The organism is Parapedobacter flavus, assembly GCF_035818675.1.
Lineage (GTDB): Bacteria > Bacteroidota > Bacteroidia > Sphingobacteriales > Sphingobacteriaceae > Parapedobacter > Parapedobacter flavus.
This window is the reverse complement of record NZ_JAYKZZ010000006.1, coordinates 124,854-145,855: the sequence shown is the minus strand read 5'-3', so window position 1 is coordinate 145,855 and position 21,002 is coordinate 124,854. Positions and strand designations below refer to the sequence as shown.

Annotated in this window: 17 protein-coding genes; 9 read left to right on the top strand and 8 right to left on the bottom strand. The window is 50.9% G+C overall.

The window, feature by feature from the left end:
- Positions 1–12: 12 nt before the first annotated feature.
- The 3 genes from U9S71_RS06355 to U9S71_RS06345 form a co-directional block, all read right to left on the bottom strand.
- Positions 13–3,057: a SusC/RagA family TonB-linked outer membrane protein gene (locus U9S71_RS06355; protein ID WP_326326097.1), complete on the bottom strand. Its 3,045-nt coding sequence runs from the start codon at positions 3,055–3,057 to the stop codon at positions 13–15.
- Positions 3,058–3,459: 402 nt separating this feature from the next.
- A complete protein-coding gene (locus tag U9S71_RS06350; protein ID WP_326326095.1) occupies positions 3,460–5,577 on the bottom strand; it encodes a carboxy terminal-processing peptidase in 2,118 nt (705 codons plus the stop codon).
- Between the two features lie 129 nt (positions 5,578–5,706).
- Positions 5,707–6,843 carry a tetratricopeptide repeat protein gene (locus U9S71_RS06345; protein ID WP_326326094.1) on the bottom strand — a complete coding sequence of 379 codons (1,137 nt, stop codon included), beginning with the start codon at positions 6,841–6,843 and terminating at the stop codon, positions 5,707–5,709.
- 89 nt (positions 6,844–6,932) lie between these two features.
- On the opposite strand from U9S71_RS06345, the gene U9S71_RS06340 reads away from it, so the two are divergent.
- On the top strand, positions 6,933–8,213 hold the full coding sequence (locus tag U9S71_RS06340) for a replication-associated recombination protein A (protein WP_326326092.1): 1,281 nt from the start codon (positions 6,933–6,935) through the stop codon (positions 8,211–8,213).
- Here U9S71_RS06340 and U9S71_RS06335 read toward each other — a convergent pair.
- Genes U9S71_RS06335 through U9S71_RS06325 form a run of 3 tightly spaced genes read right to left on the bottom strand, consistent with a single transcriptional unit; the run spans position 8,178 to position 11,189 of the window.
- Positions 8,178–9,035: a glutamate--tRNA ligase family protein gene (locus U9S71_RS06335; RefSeq protein ID WP_326326091.1), complete on the bottom strand. Its 858-nt coding sequence runs from the start codon at positions 9,033–9,035 to the stop codon at positions 8,178–8,180. The two genes, U9S71_RS06340 and U9S71_RS06335, sit on opposite strands and share 36 nt — an antisense overlap.
- 17 nt (positions 9,036–9,052) lie before the next feature.
- On the bottom strand, positions 9,053–9,967 hold the full coding sequence (locus U9S71_RS06330; RefSeq protein WP_326326090.1) for an alpha/beta hydrolase: 915 nt from the start codon (positions 9,965–9,967) through the stop codon (positions 9,053–9,055).
- Between the two features lie 10 nt (positions 9,968–9,977).
- Positions 9,978–11,189 carry an alanine dehydrogenase gene (locus tag U9S71_RS06325; protein ID WP_326326089.1) on the bottom strand — a complete coding sequence of 404 codons (1,212 nt, stop codon included), beginning with the start codon at positions 11,187–11,189 and terminating at the stop codon, positions 9,978–9,980.
- Between the two features lie 225 nt (positions 11,190–11,414).
- On the opposite strand from U9S71_RS06325, the gene U9S71_RS06320 reads away from it, so the two are divergent.
- From U9S71_RS06320 to U9S71_RS06305, 4 genes are all read left to right on the top strand, one after another.
- Complete coding sequence (locus U9S71_RS06320; RefSeq protein WP_326326087.1) at positions 11,415–13,346, top strand: polysaccharide biosynthesis protein; 1,932 nt, start codon at positions 11,415–11,417, stop codon at positions 13,344–13,346.
- Between the two features lie 70 nt (positions 13,347–13,416).
- Positions 13,417–14,097, top strand: a complete 681-nt coding sequence (locus tag U9S71_RS06315) for a tetratricopeptide repeat protein (RefSeq protein ID WP_326326086.1) — start codon at positions 13,417–13,419, stop codon at positions 14,095–14,097.
- A gap of 18 nt (positions 14,098–14,115) precedes the next feature.
- Complete coding sequence (ribH, locus tag U9S71_RS06310; protein WP_326326085.1) at positions 14,116–14,619, top strand: 6,7-dimethyl-8-ribityllumazine synthase; 504 nt, start codon at positions 14,116–14,118, stop codon at positions 14,617–14,619.
- A 232-nt stretch (positions 14,620–14,851) separates the two neighbouring features.
- Positions 14,852–15,610, top strand: a complete 759-nt coding sequence (locus U9S71_RS06305) for a hypothetical protein (protein WP_326326084.1) — start codon at positions 14,852–14,854, stop codon at positions 15,608–15,610.
- On the opposite strand, the gene U9S71_RS06300 is transcribed toward U9S71_RS06305, so the two are convergent.
- Positions 15,607–16,005, bottom strand: a complete 399-nt coding sequence (locus U9S71_RS06300; RefSeq protein WP_326326082.1) for an RNA-binding S4 domain-containing protein — start codon at positions 16,003–16,005, stop codon at positions 15,607–15,609. The genes U9S71_RS06305 and U9S71_RS06300 overlap by 4 nt on opposite strands.
- An 82-nt stretch (positions 16,006–16,087) precedes the next feature.
- Between U9S71_RS06300 and U9S71_RS06295 the strand changes: the two genes are divergently transcribed.
- The 4 genes from U9S71_RS06295 to folP are packed head-to-tail and all read left to right on the top strand — an operon-like array spanning position 16,088 to position 18,841.
- Positions 16,088–16,906, top strand: a complete 819-nt coding sequence (locus U9S71_RS06295) for a 2,3,4,5-tetrahydropyridine-2,6-dicarboxylate N-succinyltransferase (protein WP_326326080.1) — start codon at positions 16,088–16,090, stop codon at positions 16,904–16,906.
- Between the two features lie 24 nt (positions 16,907–16,930).
- Entirely contained in the window at positions 16,931–17,509 is a 579-nt protein-coding gene (locus U9S71_RS06290; RefSeq protein WP_326326079.1) for an L-threonylcarbamoyladenylate synthase, read from the top strand.
- A 41-nt stretch (positions 17,510–17,550) separates the two neighbouring features.
- Positions 17,551–18,030, top strand: a complete 480-nt coding sequence (locus U9S71_RS06285) for a DUF4920 domain-containing protein (protein WP_326326077.1) — start codon at positions 17,551–17,553, stop codon at positions 18,028–18,030.
- A gap of 1 nt (position 18,031) precedes the next feature.
- Positions 18,032–18,841 carry a dihydropteroate synthase gene (folP, locus tag U9S71_RS06280; protein WP_326326075.1) on the top strand — a complete coding sequence of 270 codons (810 nt, stop codon included), beginning with the start codon at positions 18,032–18,034 and terminating at the stop codon, positions 18,839–18,841.
- 16 nt (positions 18,842–18,857) lie between these two features.
- Here folP and metG read toward each other — a convergent pair whose 3' ends face one another.
- Positions 18,858–20,933, bottom strand: a complete 2,076-nt coding sequence (gene metG / locus U9S71_RS06275) for a methionine--tRNA ligase (RefSeq protein ID WP_326326073.1) — start codon at positions 20,931–20,933, stop codon at positions 18,858–18,860.
- Positions 20,934–21,002: the final 69 nt, after the last annotated feature.

The window sequence follows — 21,002 nt, the reverse complement described above, 5'->3', positions numbered from 1 at the left end:
TTCTTAATTGCATTACAATCTGATCGTTAATCCGAGGGTGTAGATAGCGGGTATTGGATACACCTCACGGTCCACGCCATTGGATACCTCTGGGTTGAAGCCGTTATACTTAAACATGGTAAGCGGCCTTTCCGCGGTAAAGGTAAGTCGTGTCTCTGGCCACATGACGCCATTGATTTCCTTACCCAAAAATCCGTAAGAAACACGTACGTTCTGCACCCGGAAGTATGACGCGTCTTCGACGAAGTAGCTGCTCATCCGCTGGTTCCACGCCCGGCGTAGCCCCGAAGCCGACGGATAGTTTTTGTCCGACGGCCGGCCTTCCGCCCATAGATTCGTAGCCAAATCAGCATCGATATTGGTGTCGTTGGTAAAAATCATTTCGCCGCGTTTCCTGTTCAGGATATCGTAACCCATCTGCCCTTGCAGGAGTGCAGAAAATTCGAGCCGCTTGTATTGGAAGCCCAGATTGAAACCCCAGGTAAAGTCGGGTAAATATGACCCCAGTACCACAAGGTCTTCGTCATTGATAAGCCCGTCGCCATTCTGGTCCCTGAAAATGAGGTCACCTGGTTGAAGGTCGTTTTCTTCGATGGTGGCGGCATCGTACGTTGCTTCGACTTGGTCATCCGTGTCGAACACGCCAGTAACTTCATAACCAAAAAATGCTTGATATGGCTGCCCAATGATGGAACGCTGCCGAAATTCCGCCGACCCGGCATCCAGGTAAATGGGTCCACCGAGGCCGAGCACTTTATTTTTAAGCGTGGCGAAATTACCACCGATGTTATAAGAGAAATTTTCGGAAAGCTGGTCGCGCCAGTTCAAGTTCACCTCAAGCCCTTGGTTACGGATTTCGCCAACGCTACGCCGCTCGGTTGCCCGGAATACCGGCGGAACAATGCCTACGGCAAGATTGCGCGTATCACGGATGAAGTAATCAGCTTCCAAGGACAAGCGTCTGTTGAGAAACTGGGCATCCAGACCGAAGTTATTTTCTACGGTGGTTTCCCACTGCTCGATGAGATCAAATGTCGGGTTCAGCCGCCGGCCAACCACGCGGGTATCGCCGATAGCGCCGTTATTCTCTTCCAAAGTAGGCCGCCCTACTGAGGGGCTGATGGCGTCGTTACCCAATTGCCCCCACGAAACCCGGAACTTTAAGTAGTCGATACCAGGAACATCAAAAAATTCTTCTTCAGAAAGCACCCATCCAGCGCCTACCGTGGCGAAGTTACCCCAGGTTTTCTGAAATTTGTTGTTTCCGTCGCGGCGGATTGTGGTGTAAAGCAGATACCGGTCGTCATAATTATAGGCCGCCCTACCGAAGAAAGATAGGAATTGCAGGTTGGCATTCAGTGTGCCACCATCCGAGTCGCCAATATCATTCACGTCGAAGTCGGTAGCATTGGAGAGGTACCAATATTGCTCCGCCGCCCGCGACGGTGCCGGGCTGATGGCTGTTCCGCGCGCGAAGAGCAACTCGCTGTATTCGCTGCGGTATGATTGACCCAGTACCACGTTGAGGTTGTGCTTACCGAAATTATCATCATAGGTGAGGAAGTTGTCCCACACCTGGTCGTAATCGGAGGTATGCTGCCGGCGGAGGGCCGACGCATGGTTTGTCAGGCCGTCATTATATTCAAAGTCTACCCGTCGTTGGTTTACGAGACCCAAACTGTAATTGTATTGGGTGCGGAACTTCAGCCTGTCTTCCCAAAAGTTAATTTCCGTATGGAAATTACCCAGTACTTTGGCAACATGGTGGCGGGTATCGACGTACTCCATCGGGAAGAATGGGTTTTGCACACCACGATAGCCGAGCTGCCGCGCATTGGCATAGTTAATCGGCGTAGCATCGGTATTGTTCTCGTCATACACAGGCAGAATCGGCACCGTGAAGTACGCCCGGAACCACGCTGTATTCTCGCCCACTTGTTTACGAGCCGTGCTTACGTTGAAATTACCCCCCACGGTCAACCAGTCTTTCACCTTACTGTCTACCTTAACGCGAAAATTCAATCGTCTGTAATTATTACCCCCCCGCATATCGAGCAGGCCTTCTTGATTGAAATAACTACCTCCGATTGAATAGCGCGTGTTTTCACCACCCCCATTGAATGAAAGATTGTGATTCTGCATCGGTGCGGGGCTCATAATTTCGCGATACCAATCGGTATTGACATCCGGGATGCTCGGGTCTATCCGACTCCGGCCGTAGCGCTGCATCGCCGCGTCGATAAAAGCGATATCCGCTACGCTGTTGGTTTCGTTGATGTAACGAACGAATTGCTGGGCGTTGGCCATTTTGAGCACGTTCTGTGGATTCTGAATACCATAATAACCGTCGTATACAATTTCGCCCGGCTTATTGTAGGCACCCGATTTCGTTTCAATGAGCACCACACCATTACCGGCACGCACACCGTAAATCGCCGCCGCCGAGGCGTCTTTCAACACCGATATCGTGGCGATATCGTTGGGATTGAGGAAGTCGATGTTATCGAAAAACATTCCGTCCACTACATACAGCGGAGCAGAATTCCCTTCGAATGAGCCGATACCCCGCAGCCTTACCGTGGGTCCATCCCCCGGAGCCCCGCTGCTCACAATCTGGACACCAGCTACGCGGCCCTGCAGTGACTGCATGGCCTGGGCATTCGGCGTTTTGGCAATGTCGTCCGCCCTCACCGTCGTCACGGCTGTCGTGAGATCACGCTGTCGTTGGGTACCATACCCAATCACCACCACCTCTTCCAGCTCCGTACCCTCACCTTCTAGCACCACGTTTATCGTGGCTTGGTTGGAAATCGCTACCTCTTGCAAGGCGTAACCCAACGACCGGAAAACCAGGGTGTCTGTTGCCCCGGCTTCGATGGTGTAGTTTCCCGAAGCATCGGTCTGTACGGCTGTCTGTGTCCCTTTAATAATCACCGTGACACCCGGCACACCGCTCGATGTCAACGCATCGGTTACCCGGCCGCTTACGCTATGTTGCGCCACGGCAAAGGCAGGAACCATGCACAGCAATAAGAAGCATGTAAATAAATTCCTCATGTTGTTTTCAATTATAGTTGGTTTATCAATCATTTAATTCACGCATCGTCCATCCCATCTTATGGGATTAATTGGCCTTCTCTTACTTTACAGCTTTTTGCGCCGTATTGTTTTACAAAGTTGTGATGTATGGGCGCAGGCAACAAATAAAACGCTTGCACATCCCTACATCATCGCCGTAAAAATTTCTCATTCCAACCAATGCCTATTAATTAAACAACTGTAAATAAAAGAGATAAATCAATATTCAACTTACTCAAAATCGATTGATGTGTGTATAGTATACACTATATATGATGAGAGGTAATGATGTAGTGCTGTACAGCAGAAGAGATAAAAAAAACCACCTGCATCAAACAGGTGGTTCACAAAATTTTGAGCTTACGCCGTTATTTTGAATTATTACTTGCTTTCCAAGGCTACATAGTCAGCCATCACCGCCAAGCTCTCCTCCTGGATGAAATCCAGGCCTTCATCCACGGCGGTGGTAGCTCCGCTGCGCGGCAGGTTTATCTGCAATTGCTGTAATGCTTCCGTACGGCCCTTCCGTTTCAAGCGGCTTTCCTCACGTTCCTTTTTGAGCTGTTCTTCCAGCAGCGTCACACTGGTTTCCGTTTCCTGCTTCTTCATTGTTTCGATGTCCTCAAGCAGGAAACCATAAGCCGGAGCGTCTTTCATACGCGTTTGATGCTTGGTAGCCAATTGGCCGACTATAGGCTCCAAATCCGCAACGGGCGCAAAATCCGTAGCCGAAATCCGGTCCCACGGCAAAGCCGAGGGCTCCGAACTCTCGCCGTACTTCTCGGCGGCATATACGGATGGGAACACAATATCTGGTTCTACACCCTTATGTTGGGTACTGCTCCCCGTAATGCGGTAGAATTTGGCGAGGGTAATGTTAATCTGGCCAAACTGGGGCGCCCCAGCCGGCAGCCCCTCATCATCATTAGTATGTGCCTTGAGCAGTAAACGGTCGGTCGGGCTGATTACCTTGCCCATATCTATGGCCGATTGTACCGTCCCTTTTCCATACGATTGCGACCCCAGCACAATACCCCGGCCATAATCCTGTATAGCGGCGGCAAAGATTTCGGAGGCAGAAGCACTGAACCGGTTGATGATAACGCCCAAAGGCCCATCCCATGCCACGCCATCTTCCCGATCGCTATTCACCTCGATACGGTCGCGCGTGTCACGCACCTGTACCACTGGGCCTTTATCGATAAACAGCCCGGTTAATTCAATGGATTCTTGCAACGACCCGCCACCGTTAAATCGCAGGTCCATTACCACGGCGTCTACACTGTCGTGTTTGAGCGAATCGAGCAGCAACCGTACATCACGGGTTGTACTTTTATAATTCGGATCATTATTGCGGTAGGCATTGAAGTCTATATAGAATTTCGGCAGGCTGATGATGCCTACCCGATAGGTTTTCCCGTCATCGCCCACCACTTCCTTAATCTCACGCTTGGCAGACTCATCTTCGATGACCACCCGGTCGCGTGTGAGGGATACGATTTTAGGCTCTGCCGTGAGCTCTTGCCCTGCAGGGATTATTTTCAAGCGCACCACCGTGCCTTTCGGGCCTTTGATTTTGGTGACGGCATGATCCAGCTTCCAGCCGATGATGTCTTCAAACTCACCGTCCTCACCCTGTGCTACACCGATGATGCGGTCGTCGATCTGCAGGGCCTTCTCGCGGTATACGGGCCCACCCACAATGACATCCGCTACTTTCACCACTTCGTTTTCGATGGTCAGCCGCGCGCCGATACCTTCAAACGTGTTGGCCATTTCCTCGTTAAATCGCTGTGCGAAATACGGATTGAAATAGCTGGTATGCGGATCGATGGCATCGGTCAGTGCCGTCATGATGACTTGGAAAGCCTCATTATTATCGGTTTTCTTGGCCATCGAAATCAGGTTCTTATAGCGGTTGGTCAGCGTTTCTTGCTGTTTGGCGGCTGTCGAGTCGCTACCATCGCCGCTGATGCGCAGGTTGAGTAAATCGTATTTCACCCGCTTACGCCATTGTTCATCCGCCTCGGCCTCCGAAGCAAACCAGTCTTTATCTTCTCGATTGTAGACATACACCTCGTTTACTGAAAAGTCATGAGCGGCATCCACCTGTTCGATAGCATAGTCTAGCCGCCCGAGGTAACGCTCCAAATACACATTAAACATATAGTATGCGGCGCTAAGGTCTCCGTCGCGGAAATCCTGGGCCAGCGTACCCCGATACTGTTCAAATTCGTCGATATCCGATTGCAACAGGTAATTCTTCCCCTGATCTACGGCATTAATCAGGTTTTCGAAGATAATCGACGAAATGGAATCGTTGAACGGAACTTTCTTGTAGCTCACCGACTCAAATAACCCCACTACATCCTTCGCAATCACCGCATGCTGGGCCGTAGGCTGCAAGGCCCCCACCTCCGCATCCAGATTAACCCGTGGTTTAGATCCACAGGCCGCGATGGCCACCACAAACAAGGCAAAAAAAACTTTCTTCAACATATTCTCCATACTGATAATCCTATCCCTAAATCCGGATTGCGCTTCGTCCACAACCCGGCGTCATTTACGTCGCTAAATATAATTAAAAATCCAATGAACTTTATCACCTAATTGCCATTCCTACCGACCTCAATTGTCTACGGGCGCTACCCCTTTAAACAACATATTCTTCAACGTGTCATACTGATTGAGGGCGAGGGCAGCACCGTCATAATCGCCCGCTTCATGGTATAGGTTGCCCAGCGCATCTTGGATGGCCAGTTGCATACCGATCCGATGATCTTTTTTGGCCAGGTTGCTGGCCACCTTGTACTCTTCAATCGCTACGCTGGGGTTACCGGCGTATTTCTTCGTTTCGGCTAGGTGAAACATGATTTCGGGCAACTGCTCCGCAATCCCTTCGCGGTCGACAATCGTCTTTGCCTGCACCAAAAACCACTGTGCTTCGGGATATTTATGCTGGAGCGTATAGATGGCCGCCAACGTACTGTAGGCCGAGGCCCGGCCTGCTTCATCGCGCGCCCGCCTGAAAAGCGGCACCACCTTTCTAATGATATCGCGTTCAGCCTCACTCCATCCGCCTCTTTTAGCTTTAATCAACGCCAGCTTCATGAGTGTATTTGCTTGGTCGCGGTTGTCGCGACTTTTCACGGCACGTTCATATAACTCCTCCCGGAGTGTGTACGCCTTATCCAGCTGGCCGAGGTATTCATAAGTGACGGCAAGGTTATTCGAAATGGTTTCCCAATCGGCCATGTTGTTCACGGCTTTTTTCGTCCAAATAGCCTTTTCGAAAAACTCAATCGCATACTCCAGCGTTCCGATAGCGACGTACTCCATGGCCAATCGGTTTTGAATATCGGCCAGCGCATTGAGGTTGTTGCTGGCCAAATTGTAATCTACCGCCATCAGTAATTTGCCTTCTACACTCGCCACCTGCGATTCACGGATGGGCACATACTTCGCGGCCACATCGCCGTTACCGGTCATTTCCAGCCGATGGTAATACTGCATGCGCTTTACGTATTCTTCCACCAATGCCGAATCTACCTCTTTCTCCTCATACCGATCGTCCAGCAGCTCTGCCTCCGTTTTGGGTGGGGGTAAAAAATAAACTTCCGGGCCGATGCCCGAAAAGGTACTGTCATATTTGGTAATAACACCAGAGAAATCTACGTTTCCTTGTCCCGAAGCACCCATCAAACCACCCCACAAAAAGAAGTAAAAGTATGCCGAAAAGCGCCATAGCACTTGTTTTACATTCATATATTGTTCCAATCAGCGCGCCAAGGTACAAAAATTGTTCCTTATTTCTTCGTTGCATAACATAAATCCGCTTACTTTTGCTAAGAATCATGGCAACAAAAATTCCATTGGCAGAACGGATGCGTCCCACCACCATTGCGGACTATGTGGGGCAGCAACACATCATCGGCAAAGACGCCGTACTTTATCAGGCTATCCACCGGCAAAACATTCCCTCGATGATTTTGTGGGGGCCGCCAGGTGTGGGCAAAACCACATTGGCATCCATCATTTCCGCACAGCTAAGTCGGCCGTTCTTTAGCCTAAGTGCTATTAACTCGGGTGTGAAAGATGTACGCGAGGTCATCGATAAAGCTACCCAGCTGCGTAATTTCCAGCAGGAGCAGCCCATCCTTTTCATCGATGAGATCCATCGGTTTTCAAAGTCGCAGCAAGACTCGCTTTTGGGGGCGGTAGAGCGCGGACTGGTAACGCTAATCGGTGCCACTACAGAGAATCCTTCATTCGAAGTCATCGCCGCCCTGCTTTCGCGCTGTCAGGTGTATGTGCTTGAGCACCTTACCGAGGCGGAGCTGATCAGCATCATTGACAAAGCACTGAAAGAAGATGAATACCTCCGCGACCTGCCCGTTACCATCAAAGAACACGGCGCCCTGCTCCGCCTATCGGGCGGCGATGCCCGCAAGTTGCTCAATATCCTCGAGTTAGTCATCGACTCGGCCGCCGGCAAGCCGCTCGAAATCACCAACGATTTCGTACTCAAGCAGGTGCAACAAAACATGGCGCGCTACGATAAAACAGGCGAGCAGCATTATGACATCATATCGGCGTTCATCAAATCGATTCGCGGTAGCGACCCCAATGCTGCGGTTTACTGGCTTGCCCGGATGATCGAAGGTGGAGAAGATCCTTTATTCATCGCCCGCCGGCTGCTTATCCTCGCTTCGGAAGACATCGGCAACGCCAACCCCAATGCGCTACTGCTCGCAAACAATTGTTTCCAGGCCGTAAACGTTATCGGGTGGCCCGAATCGCGCATCATCCTCTCGCAAACCGTTACCTACTTAGCCTCATCGGCCAAAAGCAATGCATCTTACGAAGCCATCAATAAGGCGCAGGCGTTGGTACGCAGAACCGGCGATTTGCCCGTGCCGTTACCCATAAGGAATGCACCTACCAAGCTGATGAAGCAATTGGACTACGGCAAAGATTATCAGTATGCACATGCTTATGAAGGAAACTTTATCCATCAGGAATTTATGCCCGAGGGGTTGAGCGGCACGAAGCTATATGACCCGGGCAATAACTCCGCCGAAGAAAAGCTACGGGAGAAGCTACGGTTCAATTGGAAGGGCAAATACGGGTATTAGGGGTTCCAAATCCGCCCAGGTGGAAATCGGCTGCGGCAACCCCGCCATTTCGCCGACCATATGGTAGATATCCGTGCTTGAGTACCCATTGCCTCGTAAGTAATATACGGAGGTGGCCCCGGCCGATTTAGACAGTTTTTCGCCCGCACTGGTTTTCAACAATGCATGATGCACAAATGAGGCGCCATCAAACTGCGCATACCCCATCACATTGGCAAGAAATCGCTGTGCCATCGTCGAGTCCCTCAAATCGTTTCCCCGCACAATCAAGTCGACACCAAAGTGCCTATCGTCTACCACGGAGGCCAATTGGTAGGCCGGCATACCATCTTTTTTCCGCGCGATAAAGTAGTGCATGTGCTGAGGAAGGTCGATATTATCGGTATCGATTCGCCAACAATACCCTTTGCCATCCAACGGCAGGCCTCGGTACTTGCATCTCCCGGTATATACGCCAGCGGGATGGTTGCCCTGCAGCACCGATCGCGAACAATCGCACGCGAAAACCGCACCTTGTGCACGCAGTTGCGCTAATGCACGGTGATATAACTCCAAACGGTGCACCTGCGAGTAGGTCGACGCGTACGCAGCGTAGTCCGTCGGCCCCTCATCCCACGGTATACTGAGGTAGGTCAAGGTATCAAAGATATCTTTCACATACGCGGTACGCACCCGCTGCCGATCGAGGTCATCGATCCGCAGCATGATCCGGGCGCCGGATTGCCGGGCCAATGCGGCCGTAAGGGCAAACGACAGCACATTACCCAAATGCAGGTAACCACTGGGTGTGGGAGCTATACGGGTACGCACGAATTGTTGCATGGCGCTAAACGAGCACATCAATGGTCGGCTAGCCAACCGAGGAAGTGGTCGAACCACTTATCCGCCGTGGTTTTATTATTAAGGCCGAACCCGTGTCCACCTTCGGGGTAAGTAATGAGCTTCGTGGTAACGCCATGCTTCCTAAGCGCTGCGACATACGCCTCACTGTTGGCGATAGGTACAGCGGTATCATCTTCAGCATGCACCAGAAAGGCAGGGGGGGTGTCGGCGGTTACCTGCAGCTCATTTGAAAACAACGTTACATCCTTCTCGGAGGGTTCGTTACCCAACAGGTTTTTTCTCGACCCGCCATGGGTAAGCTGCGCCTGCATACTGATAACCGGGTAGACCAGCAAGGAGAAGTCGGGGCGTAGGGAGGTACGTTGCGGATTAGCGATTACCGCATCCTGATAATGGGTAGAGAGTGTGGCTGCTAAGTGCCCCCCGGCCGAAAACCCGGCAATACCGATTTGGTTTTCGGTTATCCCCCATTCGGGCGCCCTTTCGCGCACCAGTTGGATAGCGCGCTGCGCATCCTGCAGCGGACCGATGCGTTTGTCTATCATGATCTCCTCCTTCGGCAGCCGGTACTTCAACACAAATGCACTGATGCCATTCGCCGCAAGTAATTTGGCAACATCGTGCCCTTCGTGGGAAATGGCCAATATGGCGTACCCCCCACCGGGGCAAATGATGACAGCCTTACCGGTATTGGTTACCCCTTCGGGCGGGAAATAGGCTGTCAGCGTCGGGTTGGTGACCCCCGTTACGCGCGTAATGCCGTTATCATCGGTAGTTTGCACATAGTCCATTGAAAAGGCTTTGCTATTGGGCACTTCCTCATTATACAATGCCATCTCCTCTTGGCTACTGGCCGTCAACACGCCCAGGGCCAATAGCATGGCACCAATGATTCCTTTGATGTTTTGCATTCCTATTCATTTAATGGTTAGACACTACTAGTAAATCCAAATCTTTGGGTGTCAGGTTAAATTTGGTTGCCATATCCTTATTGGTGAGGTGCCCTTGGTACAGGTAGATGGCATTTCGTACACCGGGCTTCGCCCAGATGAGGTTCATGATCCCACCCATCTCGCCGATATCCAATAATATCGGCGTGAAAATATTGGTGAGCGCATAGGTCGCTGTTCGCGCTACCCGCGATGCAATGTTGGGCACGCAGTAATGGATTACATCGAACTTGCGGAACACCGGCGATTCGTGGTTGGTGATTTCTGATGTTTCGAAACACCCCCCCTGATCAATGCTGATATCGATCAGTACCGAATTGGGTTTCATCCGCGACACGGTCTCCTCGCTGATGATACATGGACTGCGGCCATGGGTAGCACGGATGGCCCCGATCACCACATCACAGCCGATGACGGCCTTTCGGAGCACAATTGGCTGGATTACGGAAGTAAAGACGCGGCTTCCCACGTTATTCTGCAACCGGCGCAATCGGTACACCGAACTATCGAACACTTTCACCTGTGCCCCCAATGCAATAGCCGTTCGGGCAGCAAACTCACCTACCGTTCCAGCACCAAGGATGACCATCTCTGTGGGGGGCACCCCGGTAACTCCACCCAGCATCAGTCCCTTGCCGTCGAATACATTACTCAGGTATTCCGCAGCGATGAGTACGGATGTGGCACCCACAATTTCGCTCATGGCGCGCACAACGGTCAGGGTATTGCCCTCATCGCGCAAATATTCGTACGAAAGTGCCGTCACCTTCTTTTTCATCAAGGCATGTAGCAGGTCAATGCTCATCAACGACGGTTGCTGCGATGAAAGCAGCACCTGCCCGTTCCGCATCAGGGCCACCTCTTCGAGGGTTGGTGGTGCTATTTTAATGATGATGTCTGCTCGATACACTTCCGCTTTGTCATGCACAATACGTGCACCCTGCTCGCTGTAGTGGTGGTCGAGAAAGTTAGCGGCATCACCAGCTCCGCTTTCCAGCACCACTTCATGGCCATATTCCACCAGCAACGCAACAGAAAGCGGCGTTAGCGGAACGCGGTTTTCCTGAAAACTGATTTCTTTGGGTATGCCGATATAAAGGCTGTTTTTTTTCTTCCCTGTTTCAAGCATTGCCTCCTGAGGCTGCAGCAATGCCTGACGCGCCAACTTCGATAGCTCACTCATGATGCGCTCGCTTTATCATTAAATTAGGGTTCATCATGCGAAAATAGTCAAACTTTTAATAAATTGGGCGCTAATTGTATAGGAATAGACGAAGTTAAACGCCCAACTCGCTTGGCAAGAACGACTTAAAATATATTCGTTCTTGTTTGGTAATGGAAAATACCTATATTTGAGGCACATTTATAGTATGGCGACATAAGTAACACTGCACGTTAATCACACTGGATGTTTGACAAATTCAATATTGTCCCCCGCTGGATTATCTTCACGCTAGACTTGGGCTGCAGCGCAATAGCACTATTCTTTGCCTATCTGCTATTAAACCGATTTGCATACAATGCCATCAATTCCACCGATTTCAGCCGCACGCTGCTCGTCGTACTCGCGGTAAGTGCTTTGGTGTTCTATCGGCTAAAGATGTACGCCGGCATTGTACGTTATACCAGTGCGTTGGATTCGGTACGCATTCTGTCGTCCGTATCGTTGACTGTCGCCGGCTTGTTTCTCATCAACACCATCCTTATTGCACTCAACCGCCCGCCGTTGATGTCCAACAGCTTGTTGATTGCCTATGGCTTGATGGGTTTCCTTCTGCTCATTACTTACCGTTCTACGGTAAAACTGTTTTTCCTTTATATCAAGAACCTTAAATCGGCGCGCAAACAAACGGTTATATACGGTGCGGGCGACCTGGGAATTGCCGCTAAGCGTACGCTTGACCACGACCATCACGCCGAGAATGTAGTCATCGGATTCATTGACGACAACCTGCATAAAGTGGGCAAAATCATTGATGGCGTACAGATTTACCATACCGACTATTTCGAGCAGCTCATCGTACAGGGCAAAGTAGACGAACTCATTATCTCTACCCATAATATACCGGTAGAGAAAAAGGCAAACATTGTCGATCTGTGTTTAGAGCGCAATATCAACGTGCTCACGATGCCGCCGGTGCACCGGCTAATCAACGGCGAGCTGACACCCAATCAAATCCAGAAATTACGCATTGAAGATTTGCTGGAACGGGAACCCATTAAGATCAATAATCTGTCTATCCAGCAACAACTTGTCGGCAAGCGGATACTGGTTACGGGCGCTGCAGGGTCCATTGGCAGCGAAATTGCCCGGCAGCTGGGCAAGTATGGGCCGCAAATGATTATCCTCAATGACCAAGCCGAGACGCCATTGCACGAATTGCAGTTAGCGCTAGAAGATATACAGAAAAACCAGGTTTACCATGCTTTCATCGGCGACATACGCGATGAGGACCGCATGGAGGCTCTATTCAAGACCTTCAAGCCACACTACGTTTACCACGCCGCCGCCTACAAACATGTGCCCATGATGGAAAACCATCCCGTGGAGGCGGTTCGTACGAATATTATGGGCACCCGGTTAATCGCGCGCTTGGCGGTAGCCCATGGGGTAGAAAATTTCGTCATGATATCTACGGACAAAGCGGTAAACCCGACAAACGTAATGGGAGCCTCCAAACGCATCGCCGAAATTTACGTGCAGACCTATTTCAATTACCTCTCGCACAAACGCGCCTTACTCAATGGCAACGCCCAAAGCACCGGTACGCGGTTCATCACCACCCGTTTCGGCAATGTGCTTGGCTCCAACGGTTCGGTAATTCCACGGTTTAAGGCCCAAATTGAAAAAGGCGGGCCGGTTACCGTCACCCATCCCGAAATCACCAGGTATTTCATGACCATCCCAGAAGCGTGCCAGCTCGTACTCGAAGCCGGCTCCATGGGCAACGGTGGCGAGATTTACGTGTTTGATATGGGTAAATCGGTGAAAATTGTGGAGTTGGCCACCAAAATGATTAAACTGTCGGGGCTCGTACCCAATAAAGATATTTCCATCGAATATTCCGGACTCCGTCCGGGTGAGAAATTGTACGAAGAACTGCTCAACGACTTGGAGAATACCCTACCAACCCATCACCATAAAATCATGGTAGCTAAAGTAAGGGAATATGATTTTGAACAGGTAGAAGCGCAAATCAACGCGCTAATTAGCATGACCAAGCACCAAAACGAACGGGAGATCGTTCTGAAAATGAAAGAGCTGGTCCCCGAATTCAAAAGTAACAACTCCGTTTACGAGGAGCTCGACCAAAAACACAAGAATGGTATCGACGTTTGACCCCCTTACAAAAAGCACTTGGATATAAGTTGTAAAAGTGTATTTTTGCAGTCCGAATTTAGAAACAGAAATGTCAAACAATCAAAAACATAAGGCACCATCAGCCAGTGCCCAGCATACAACAGGCGGCAATTTCATTCAGGAAAACCAAAAGAGTCTGGTTTTCATCATCGGCGGTATTGTTATTTTGGTATTGCTTTACATTGGTTACCAGCGTTTTTACCTCGCTCCGCGTGCAGAAACAGCCTCCAACCAACTTTTTAAGGCAGAAACGTATGCCACGATAGACTCCCTACAGCAACGCGCCATCGATGGCGACGGGTCATACCCTGGTTTCAAGGAAATCGCTGCGGAGTACGAAAACACCAAATCCGCCAATATTGCCAACGCCTATTTGGGTGGGCTATACTTACGCCAAGGCAACTATCAGGAAGCCATCAATGCGTTGGAAAAATACACCAACACCGGCAGCACCATCCTCGACCCCCTCGTTATCGGCCTGCTTGGCGACGCCTATTCTGAGCTGAAGGATTATAAAAAAGCGGCATCTTTCTACCAGAAGGCGGCAGATAAAAACGCGAACAAGTTCACATCGCCGTTGATGCTGAAGAAACTCGGCTTGGTATACGAGGCGCAGAATGATTTTAAAAACGCGGTTGCAACTTATCAACGCATCCAGTCTGATTACCCGGAAAGCCACGAGGCTACCGCAATAGAAGGTTACATTGCACGTGCAGAAGCGCAGATGTAACCATTGCTTTAATTGCTTATGGCAAGTCACCATAAAAATCTCTCCGATTTCTCACACATCGAGGTAGCGTCAGCAGCCCCTTACCGGTTTGGTATTGTCGTTTCGCAATGGAATGCCGAAGTGACAGGCCCATTGCTGGAGGGTGCATATGAGGCATTGATGAAGCATGGCGCTGCTGCCGAAAACATCCAAGTGGTACACGTACCGGGCAGCTACGAGCTCACCAGCGGCGCGGACATTCTCCTCCGTGACAAACAACTGGATGCGGTGATATGCTTGGGCTGTGTTATCCAAGGGGAAACCAGGCACTTTGATTTTATCTGCAGTGCTGTTGCCCACGGCATCACCCACCTGACACTGAAACACAATAAACCAGCTATCTTCGGCGTTTTAACAACTGATACGTTGCAGCAAGCGCTGGACAGGGCGGGTGGAAAACACGGAAATAAAGGTGAAGAAGCTGCAATCACCGCCATTCAGATGGCGCTATTAAATGCCCGCGAGACCAGCGGTAACAGTTAATCGTATGAAAAAGACACTCATCATCGGCATCTCGGCATTTGTACTTATTTCATTGTCATTGCAATCCTGTTCACCTAAGACCTGCCCCGCTTACAATACGTATCCGAAAACAAAACGGCTGCGATAATTGTTACCATCCGTCAAACAAGTAACTCCATTTTGCGGTCATTAATACCTTCCGCATTTTCAGTATATAGCGCATAAGTCGCACTGAAAAACAAGAATGATAAAGATGATGCAACATTCAGTCAAACCCATCCTGACCTTACTCGTTGCCTTATGGTGTTGCGTAACGGGCGTACGCGGACAGGCTATCCCGTCAGCAACGGAAAACGACTTGGCAGATAAACTCTGGGAAGCCGTAGGAGGGCGTGAGAATTGGCAAAATGCCCGCTATTTTATGTTCAGCTGTACCGGAGGGCACCAATCCTTCGCCCAGGGCGAGCGCAAATACCTTTGGGACAAAAAAACGGGGAACTGCCGTTTCGATGGCGTTACAACCGACGACGAACGTATTATTGTGCTGTTCAATGCAGAAACCAGCGAAGGGTCGGTATACCTCAACAATACGAAGCTTGACAATCCACGTATCACGGATGATATCATTGCCGAAATCACCGAAGAGTTCAATAAGGACGCCCAGCTTTTATTCCTACCTACCATCTTGGAAGGGAACCAGGTCTCCTATCGAATCACGGGCGAAAAATTGGTCGGCTCCCAGCGTTTTACGGTCGTGAACATTGAGAATAAACGCACTAGTTTTGAAGATACGGTAGCGGGTCAATTATATGTCGATTCACAGACCGGCCGGATACACCAGTGGTGGCCCCGCGATGGAGCCGATGGCTACTCCATCGGCAACTATAAGGCTATCGGAAGTGGTTTGGTACTCCCCACCCGTTTCACGAGCAACGATACAACCACGAGCATTACCTATCCGATCGCCGCGGCGCTGGTCCATATCGAAGGTCAGAAGTTCAGCAAACCTTAATCTTCTTCCCACCAATCATTTTGTAGGCTATCGATTTCCCGGCGGTCCCTTTTTGTGGGCCTACCCGTTCCGCGATCTCGTGTAGGTACCGATGCACGGTGCATCGCTTTATAGGCATAGGTCTCCTCCACCGGGGTACAGTCTTCGTAAAAAGCGACCGCCGTCTTAGCGTCCACCCGTTTATCCAACAAGCCGGTAACCCGTAGTACTCTCTTTTCCGGCCCCTTTTGGATATGGTAGCTATCGCCCACCCTCACTAATGCCGACGGCTTTACACTGCGCCCATCGAGCTTCACCCGGCCTGCTTTGCATGCATCTGTTGCCAAGCTCCTTGTTTTAAACACGCGGATTGCCCACAGGTATTTGTCCACTCGTAACTTTTCTACTTCAGTCATCACAGCAAACTTAGGCAAAATGTGGCTTAAGTCGGAAGAATTTACTTTCTTTGCCCCAACAACTTTCGATACACAGCTCGATATGATTAAAGAATTAAAAGGACTGGTTGAAGACGCTTGGGAAAACCGGCAATTTTTGGAATATAAAGAATACCGGGAGGCTATTGAAGCGGTCATCCAGCGACTGGACAAAGGTGAGTTGCGGGTAGCCGAGCCGATCGGTTCCCGTTGGCATGTAAACGACTGGATTAAAAAGGCAGTCATTCTCTATTTTCCCATCCGGCAAATGGAGGAGGTGGCCACGGGTCCCTTTGTATTCCACGATAAGATGAAGCTGAAAACCAACTATAAAGAGTTGGGGGTACGCGTGGTGCCGCACGGCATTGCCCGTTACGGCGCCTATTTGGCCAAGGGCGTTATCATGATGCCATCATATGTCAATATCGGAGCCTATGTAGATGAAGGCACCATGGTAGATACCTGGGCAACGGTGGGATCATGCGCACAAATCGGCAAACACGTACACCTCAGCGGTGGCGTGGGTATTGGCGGCGTGCTGGAGCCCGTACAGGCAGCTCCTGTTATTATCGAAGACAATGTTTTCGTGGGGTCGAGGGCCATCGTGGTCGAGGGTGTCCACGTAGAATCTGAAGCCGTACTCGGTGCCAATGTGGTGCTTACAGGGTCGACCAAGATCATCGACGTAAGCGGTGCCGAACCGATCGAGTACAAAGGCGTGGTGCCTGCGAGGTCTGTGGTTATCCCCGGCTCCTACACCAAAACATTCACCGCGGGAGCGTATCAGGTGCCCTGCGCATTAATTATCGGGAAGCGCAAGGAGTCAACAGACAAAAAAACATCCCTTAATGATGCGCTACGCGAACATAGCGTAGCGGTATAACGACTGCCGGCTGCGGCAATACCCATGGATAACGACGTTAACCAAACGGATATCAGTCAAGCCCTCGAAACCTTACGGAATGGAGGCCTTATCTTATATCCCACCGATACGATATGGGGCATCGGCTGCGATGCGACCAACCCTGAAGCGGTAGACCGTATATTCCGGCTCAAAGGGCGCGACCAGGCGAAAAGCCTGATTATATTGCTCGATAGTGACCATAGGCTGGAGAGCTATGTCAAGGAAGTACCCGAGACCGCCTACCAGCTTATTGAATATACAGAACGGCCGCTTACCATCGTCTATTCTGGCGCCAAGAACTTAGCGCCAAACCTCCTTGCCTCGGATGGCAGTATCGGTATCCGCATCGTACGGCACCCTTTCTGTTTAGCGCTGCTCCAGCGATTCCGCAAGCCCATCGTTTCTACGTCGGCCAATATAAGCGGCGAGCCAGCCCCCGCCAACTTCAGTGAAATTGATCAAGCCGTTATCGATGGTGTCGACTACGTGACCCCCTACGGCCAGGACGATACCCAGCGCGGAGCAGCATCCATCGTGATGAAACTCGAGCCGGGCGGCCAATTTTCGTTTATTCGCCGCTAATAAAAAATAGCTAAATTTGCATATTGACAAAACAAATGGTTATGAAGAAAATAGCATTCACCTTTGTTGCCCTATGCTGTTTCATAGCAACATCGATGGCCCAAAATGAAATCCCTGCTGCTCAACCCGGCGTGCAATACGGCAAGGCCATCACCAAAAACGGTGCAATCAACGTACAGCAGCTGGAGGCCAAGCTGACCAACGATTCTACGTACACCGGCAAGGTGGAAGGCAAGGTGGTGGAAGTATGCAAAAAGAAAGGGTGTTTTATCCGCGTACTGCGTGAGGGCGAAGGCGACCCTATTTTGGTACGGTTCAAGGACTATGGATTCTTCATGCCCCAGGATATCGTGGGCAAAACGATCGTACTTGAAGGCCAAGCCAAAGTACGGGAGGTCTCGGTAGCCCAACAACGGCACTTTGCTGAAGATGCGGGTAAAGATAGCGGAGAAATCGCCAAAATCACCGAACCGAAGATCGATATCAACATCATTGCTGACGGTGTAATGGTAGTGCGTTAAGATGAACGCAGGCGGCCAGCTGATTGATCTTTCCACGCCAAAGGTGATGGGCATATTGAACATCACGCCCGATTCCTTTTACGATGGCGGGTGCCACAACACGGTGTCGGGAGCATTGGCGCAAGCCGAACGGCTGCTTACCGAAGGCGCCGATATACTGGACATCGGGGCTTATTCCTCGCGGCCGGGAGCGGCTGAGGTAAGCGCCAACGAAGAGTCCGGTCGACTTTTACCGGTCATCGAAGCCATTGCTGCCCGGTTCCCCCAAGCCATCCTATCCATCGATACGTTCCGTGCGGACGTGGCACGTGCCAGTATCGCGGCAGGGGCTCATATCATCAATGACATTTCCGGTGGCACCCTCGACGATGCCATGTTTGCCACCGTTGCCAACTTGCAGGTGCCCTACATCCTCATGCACATGCGAGGCAGCCCCAACACCATGCAACAGCTAACCGATTACGGCGGAGATGTAACCGGTGAGGTCAGCCTGTTCTTTGGCAGACAAGTGGCCACACTACGCCAATTGGGCGTCCGGGATATCATATTAGATCCCGGTTTGGGGTTTGCGAAAACGCTGGCGCAGAATTACGAGCTTCTCCATAGGTTAGACCAACTGCACGTACACGGGCTACCCTTGTTGGGTGCTGTTTCCCGCAAATCCATGATCTACAAAAAATTGGGGGTTAAGCCTGATGACGCTCTGAACGGCACGACCGTGCTCAACACCGTGCTGCTAATGAAAGGCGTACGCCTTCTGCGGGTGCACGATTTGAAAGCCGCAAAGGAAGCCATTGCGCTGCTGAGGTGATAGCGCAGGCAGCAAACTACCGGATCACACTACCAGACCGCATAGCCGTGTGCGGCGCCACAAAGTCCAGGCGACCACTGGCATCTTCGGCCATCAGAATCATGCCCTGCGATACAATCCCTTTAATGGCACGCGGCTCCAGGTTCACAAGGATGGCCACCTGCCTGCCGACAATCTCCTCCGGGGCGAAAAACTCAGCAATGCCAGATACAACAGTACGTTGATCGATACCGGTATCTATCGTCAGCTTTAGCAATTTCTTAGTTTTAGCGACCTTTTCCGCGGCGAGGATCTCACCCGTACGGATATCCATTTTTACAAAGTCGGCGAATTCGATGGCCTCTTTTGCTTCCGCCACGGTCTCGGCCACCTTCCCGTTATCGGCCTTTGCCTGGGAAAGCTTGGCAAGCTGTGCATTGACCTGCTCGTCGGTGATTTTCTCGAAAAGCAACTGCGCCTGCCCCAACTGGTGGCCCGCTGGCAACAGGGTGCTGCTTCCCGCATCCGTCCATGCGAGGTCGTTGAGGCGCAGCATTTCGGTCATCTTCCGTGCGGTGTGGGGCAGGAATGGCCTAGCCAGTACAGCCAGGTTCGCCGCAATCTGAAGGCCAACGTTCAACACCGTCTTCACACGCTCCTCATCAGTCTTTATCACCTTCCACGGCTCGGCATCGGCTAAATATTTATTACCCAAACGGGCTACGTTCATGAACTGGGCCAACGCTTCGCGAAAGCGGAAATGCGTGATGGATGCGGCGATGTTTTTTGGATACCTTTCCAGCTCCGAAAAAATGAAACGATCCGTATCGGTCAAACGGGTGGCAGCCATCACCTTGCCATCAAAGTATTTGTCCGAAAGCACGAGCACGCGGTTGATGAAATTACCAAAGATGGCCACCAATTCATTGTTCACCCGCGCCTGAAAATCGCGCCAAGTAAACTCACTATCCGATGTCTCTGGCAAGATGGACGTAAGCACGTAGCGCAATTCATCCTGCTTATCGGGAAATTCTTCGAGGTACTCATGCAACCACACGGCATGATTGCGCGAGGTCGACAGCTTATCGCCCTCCAGGTTGAGAAACTCATTGGCCGGTATGTTCTCCGGCAGTATATACTCGCCGTGCGCATGCAAGATACTCGGGAACGTGATGCAGTGGAATACGATATTATCTTTGCCGATGAAGTGGATCAGGCAGGCATCATCGGCCGGGTCGGCCTGCTTTTTCCAATATTTCTCCCAGTCGTTACCGGTATCCAACGCCCATTGCTTCGTTGCCGAAATATAACCGATGGGGGCATCGAGCCACACATACAACTTCTTCCCTGCTGCGTCGTCAAGCGGTACATCCACACCCCAGTCGAGGTCGCGCGTCATCGACCGCGGTTGCAGGCCCGATTTGAGCCACGAGCGGCATTGCCCGTAAACATTGGGCTTCAGTACATCTTTTTTACCTTCCAGCAGCCACTTTTCCAGCCAAGGCTGGTACTTGTCTAGCGGCAGATACCAATGCTTGGTTTCGCGGAGCACGGGCGGCTTGCCACTCAGCGTAGACCGGGGGTTAATCAGGTCGGTTGGATTGAGCGAGGTGCCGCACTTTTCACACTGGTCGCCATAGGCTCCTTCATTTTTACAGTTGGGGCAGGTTCCGGTAATATACCTATCGGCCAAGAACTGGTGGTACTCCTCATCGTAATATTGTTCGGTGACCTGCTCGGTGAACTCACCCTTTTCGTACAAGTTAAGGAAAAACTCCTGCGAAAGCTCGTGGTGTATCCGCTCGGATGTACGGTGATAAATATCAAAGGAAATCCCAAACTGCGCAAAGCTCGCTTTAATCTGGGCGTGGTATTGGTCGATAATCGCCTGGGGAGTCGTTCCCTCCTTCTTTGCTTTGATGGTAATGGCCGCGCCATGTTCATCAGAACCGCACACATAGACCACATCGCATCCATTCAGGCGCAGGAACCGCACATAAATATCCGCGGGGATGTAGGCGCCAGCCAAGTGTCCGATATGCAGCGGGCCATTGGCGTAAGGCAAGGCGGAGGTAATGGTATAACGTTTAAAGGGAAAATCTGTATTAGTCAATGTATATCAGTTATTTAGTGGGGAAACAATGCAATTTTACACAAAAATGAAACTCCATTGCTTGCAAAC

Bases quoted from the DNA above. Each gene is read 5' to 3' on its own strand.
- folP (WP_326326075.1), top strand. From the start codon at position 18,032: ATGAACGCAGGCGGCCAGCTGATTGATCTTTCCACGCCAAAGGTGATG.
- U9S71_RS06350 (WP_326326095.1), bottom strand. From the start codon at position 5,577: ATGTTGAAGAAAGTTTTTTTTGCCTTGTTTGTGGTGGCCATCGCGGCC.
- U9S71_RS06355 (WP_326326097.1), bottom strand. From the start codon at position 3,057: ATGAGGAATTTATTTACATGCTTCTTATTGCTGTGCATGGTTCCTGCC.
- U9S71_RS06300 (WP_326326082.1), bottom strand. From the start codon at position 16,005: ATGACTGAAGTAGAAAAGTTACGAGTGGACAAATACCTGTGGGCAATC.
- U9S71_RS06305 (WP_326326084.1), top strand. From the start codon at position 14,852: ATGATGCAACATTCAGTCAAACCCATCCTGACCTTACTCGTTGCCTTA.
- U9S71_RS06285 (WP_326326077.1), top strand. From the start codon at position 17,551: ATGAAGAAAATAGCATTCACCTTTGTTGCCCTATGCTGTTTCATAGCA.
- U9S71_RS06345 (WP_326326094.1), bottom strand. From the start codon at position 6,843: ATGAATGTAAAACAAGTGCTATGGCGCTTTTCGGCATACTTTTACTTC.
- U9S71_RS06315 (WP_326326086.1), top strand. From the start codon at position 13,417: ATGTCAAACAATCAAAAACATAAGGCACCATCAGCCAGTGCCCAGCAT.
- U9S71_RS06330 (WP_326326090.1), bottom strand. From the start codon at position 9,967: ATGCAAAACATCAAAGGAATCATTGGTGCCATGCTATTGGCCCTGGGC.
- U9S71_RS06320 (WP_326326087.1), top strand. From the start codon at position 11,415: ATGTTTGACAAATTCAATATTGTCCCCCGCTGGATTATCTTCACGCTA.
- U9S71_RS06295 (WP_326326080.1), top strand. From the start codon at position 16,088: ATGATTAAAGAATTAAAAGGACTGGTTGAAGACGCTTGGGAAAACCGG.
- U9S71_RS06340 (WP_326326092.1), top strand. From the start codon at position 6,933: ATGGCAACAAAAATTCCATTGGCAGAACGGATGCGTCCCACCACCATT.
- U9S71_RS06325 (WP_326326089.1), bottom strand. From the start codon at position 11,189: ATGAGTGAGCTATCGAAGTTGGCGCGTCAGGCATTGCTGCAGCCTCAG.
- U9S71_RS06290 (WP_326326079.1), top strand. From the start codon at position 16,931: ATGGATAACGACGTTAACCAAACGGATATCAGTCAAGCCCTCGAAACC.
- U9S71_RS06335 (WP_326326091.1), bottom strand. From the start codon at position 9,035: ATGCAACAATTCGTGCGTACCCGTATAGCTCCCACACCCAGTGGTTAC.
- ribH (WP_326326085.1), top strand. From the start codon at position 14,116: ATGGCAAGTCACCATAAAAATCTCTCCGATTTCTCACACATCGAGGTA.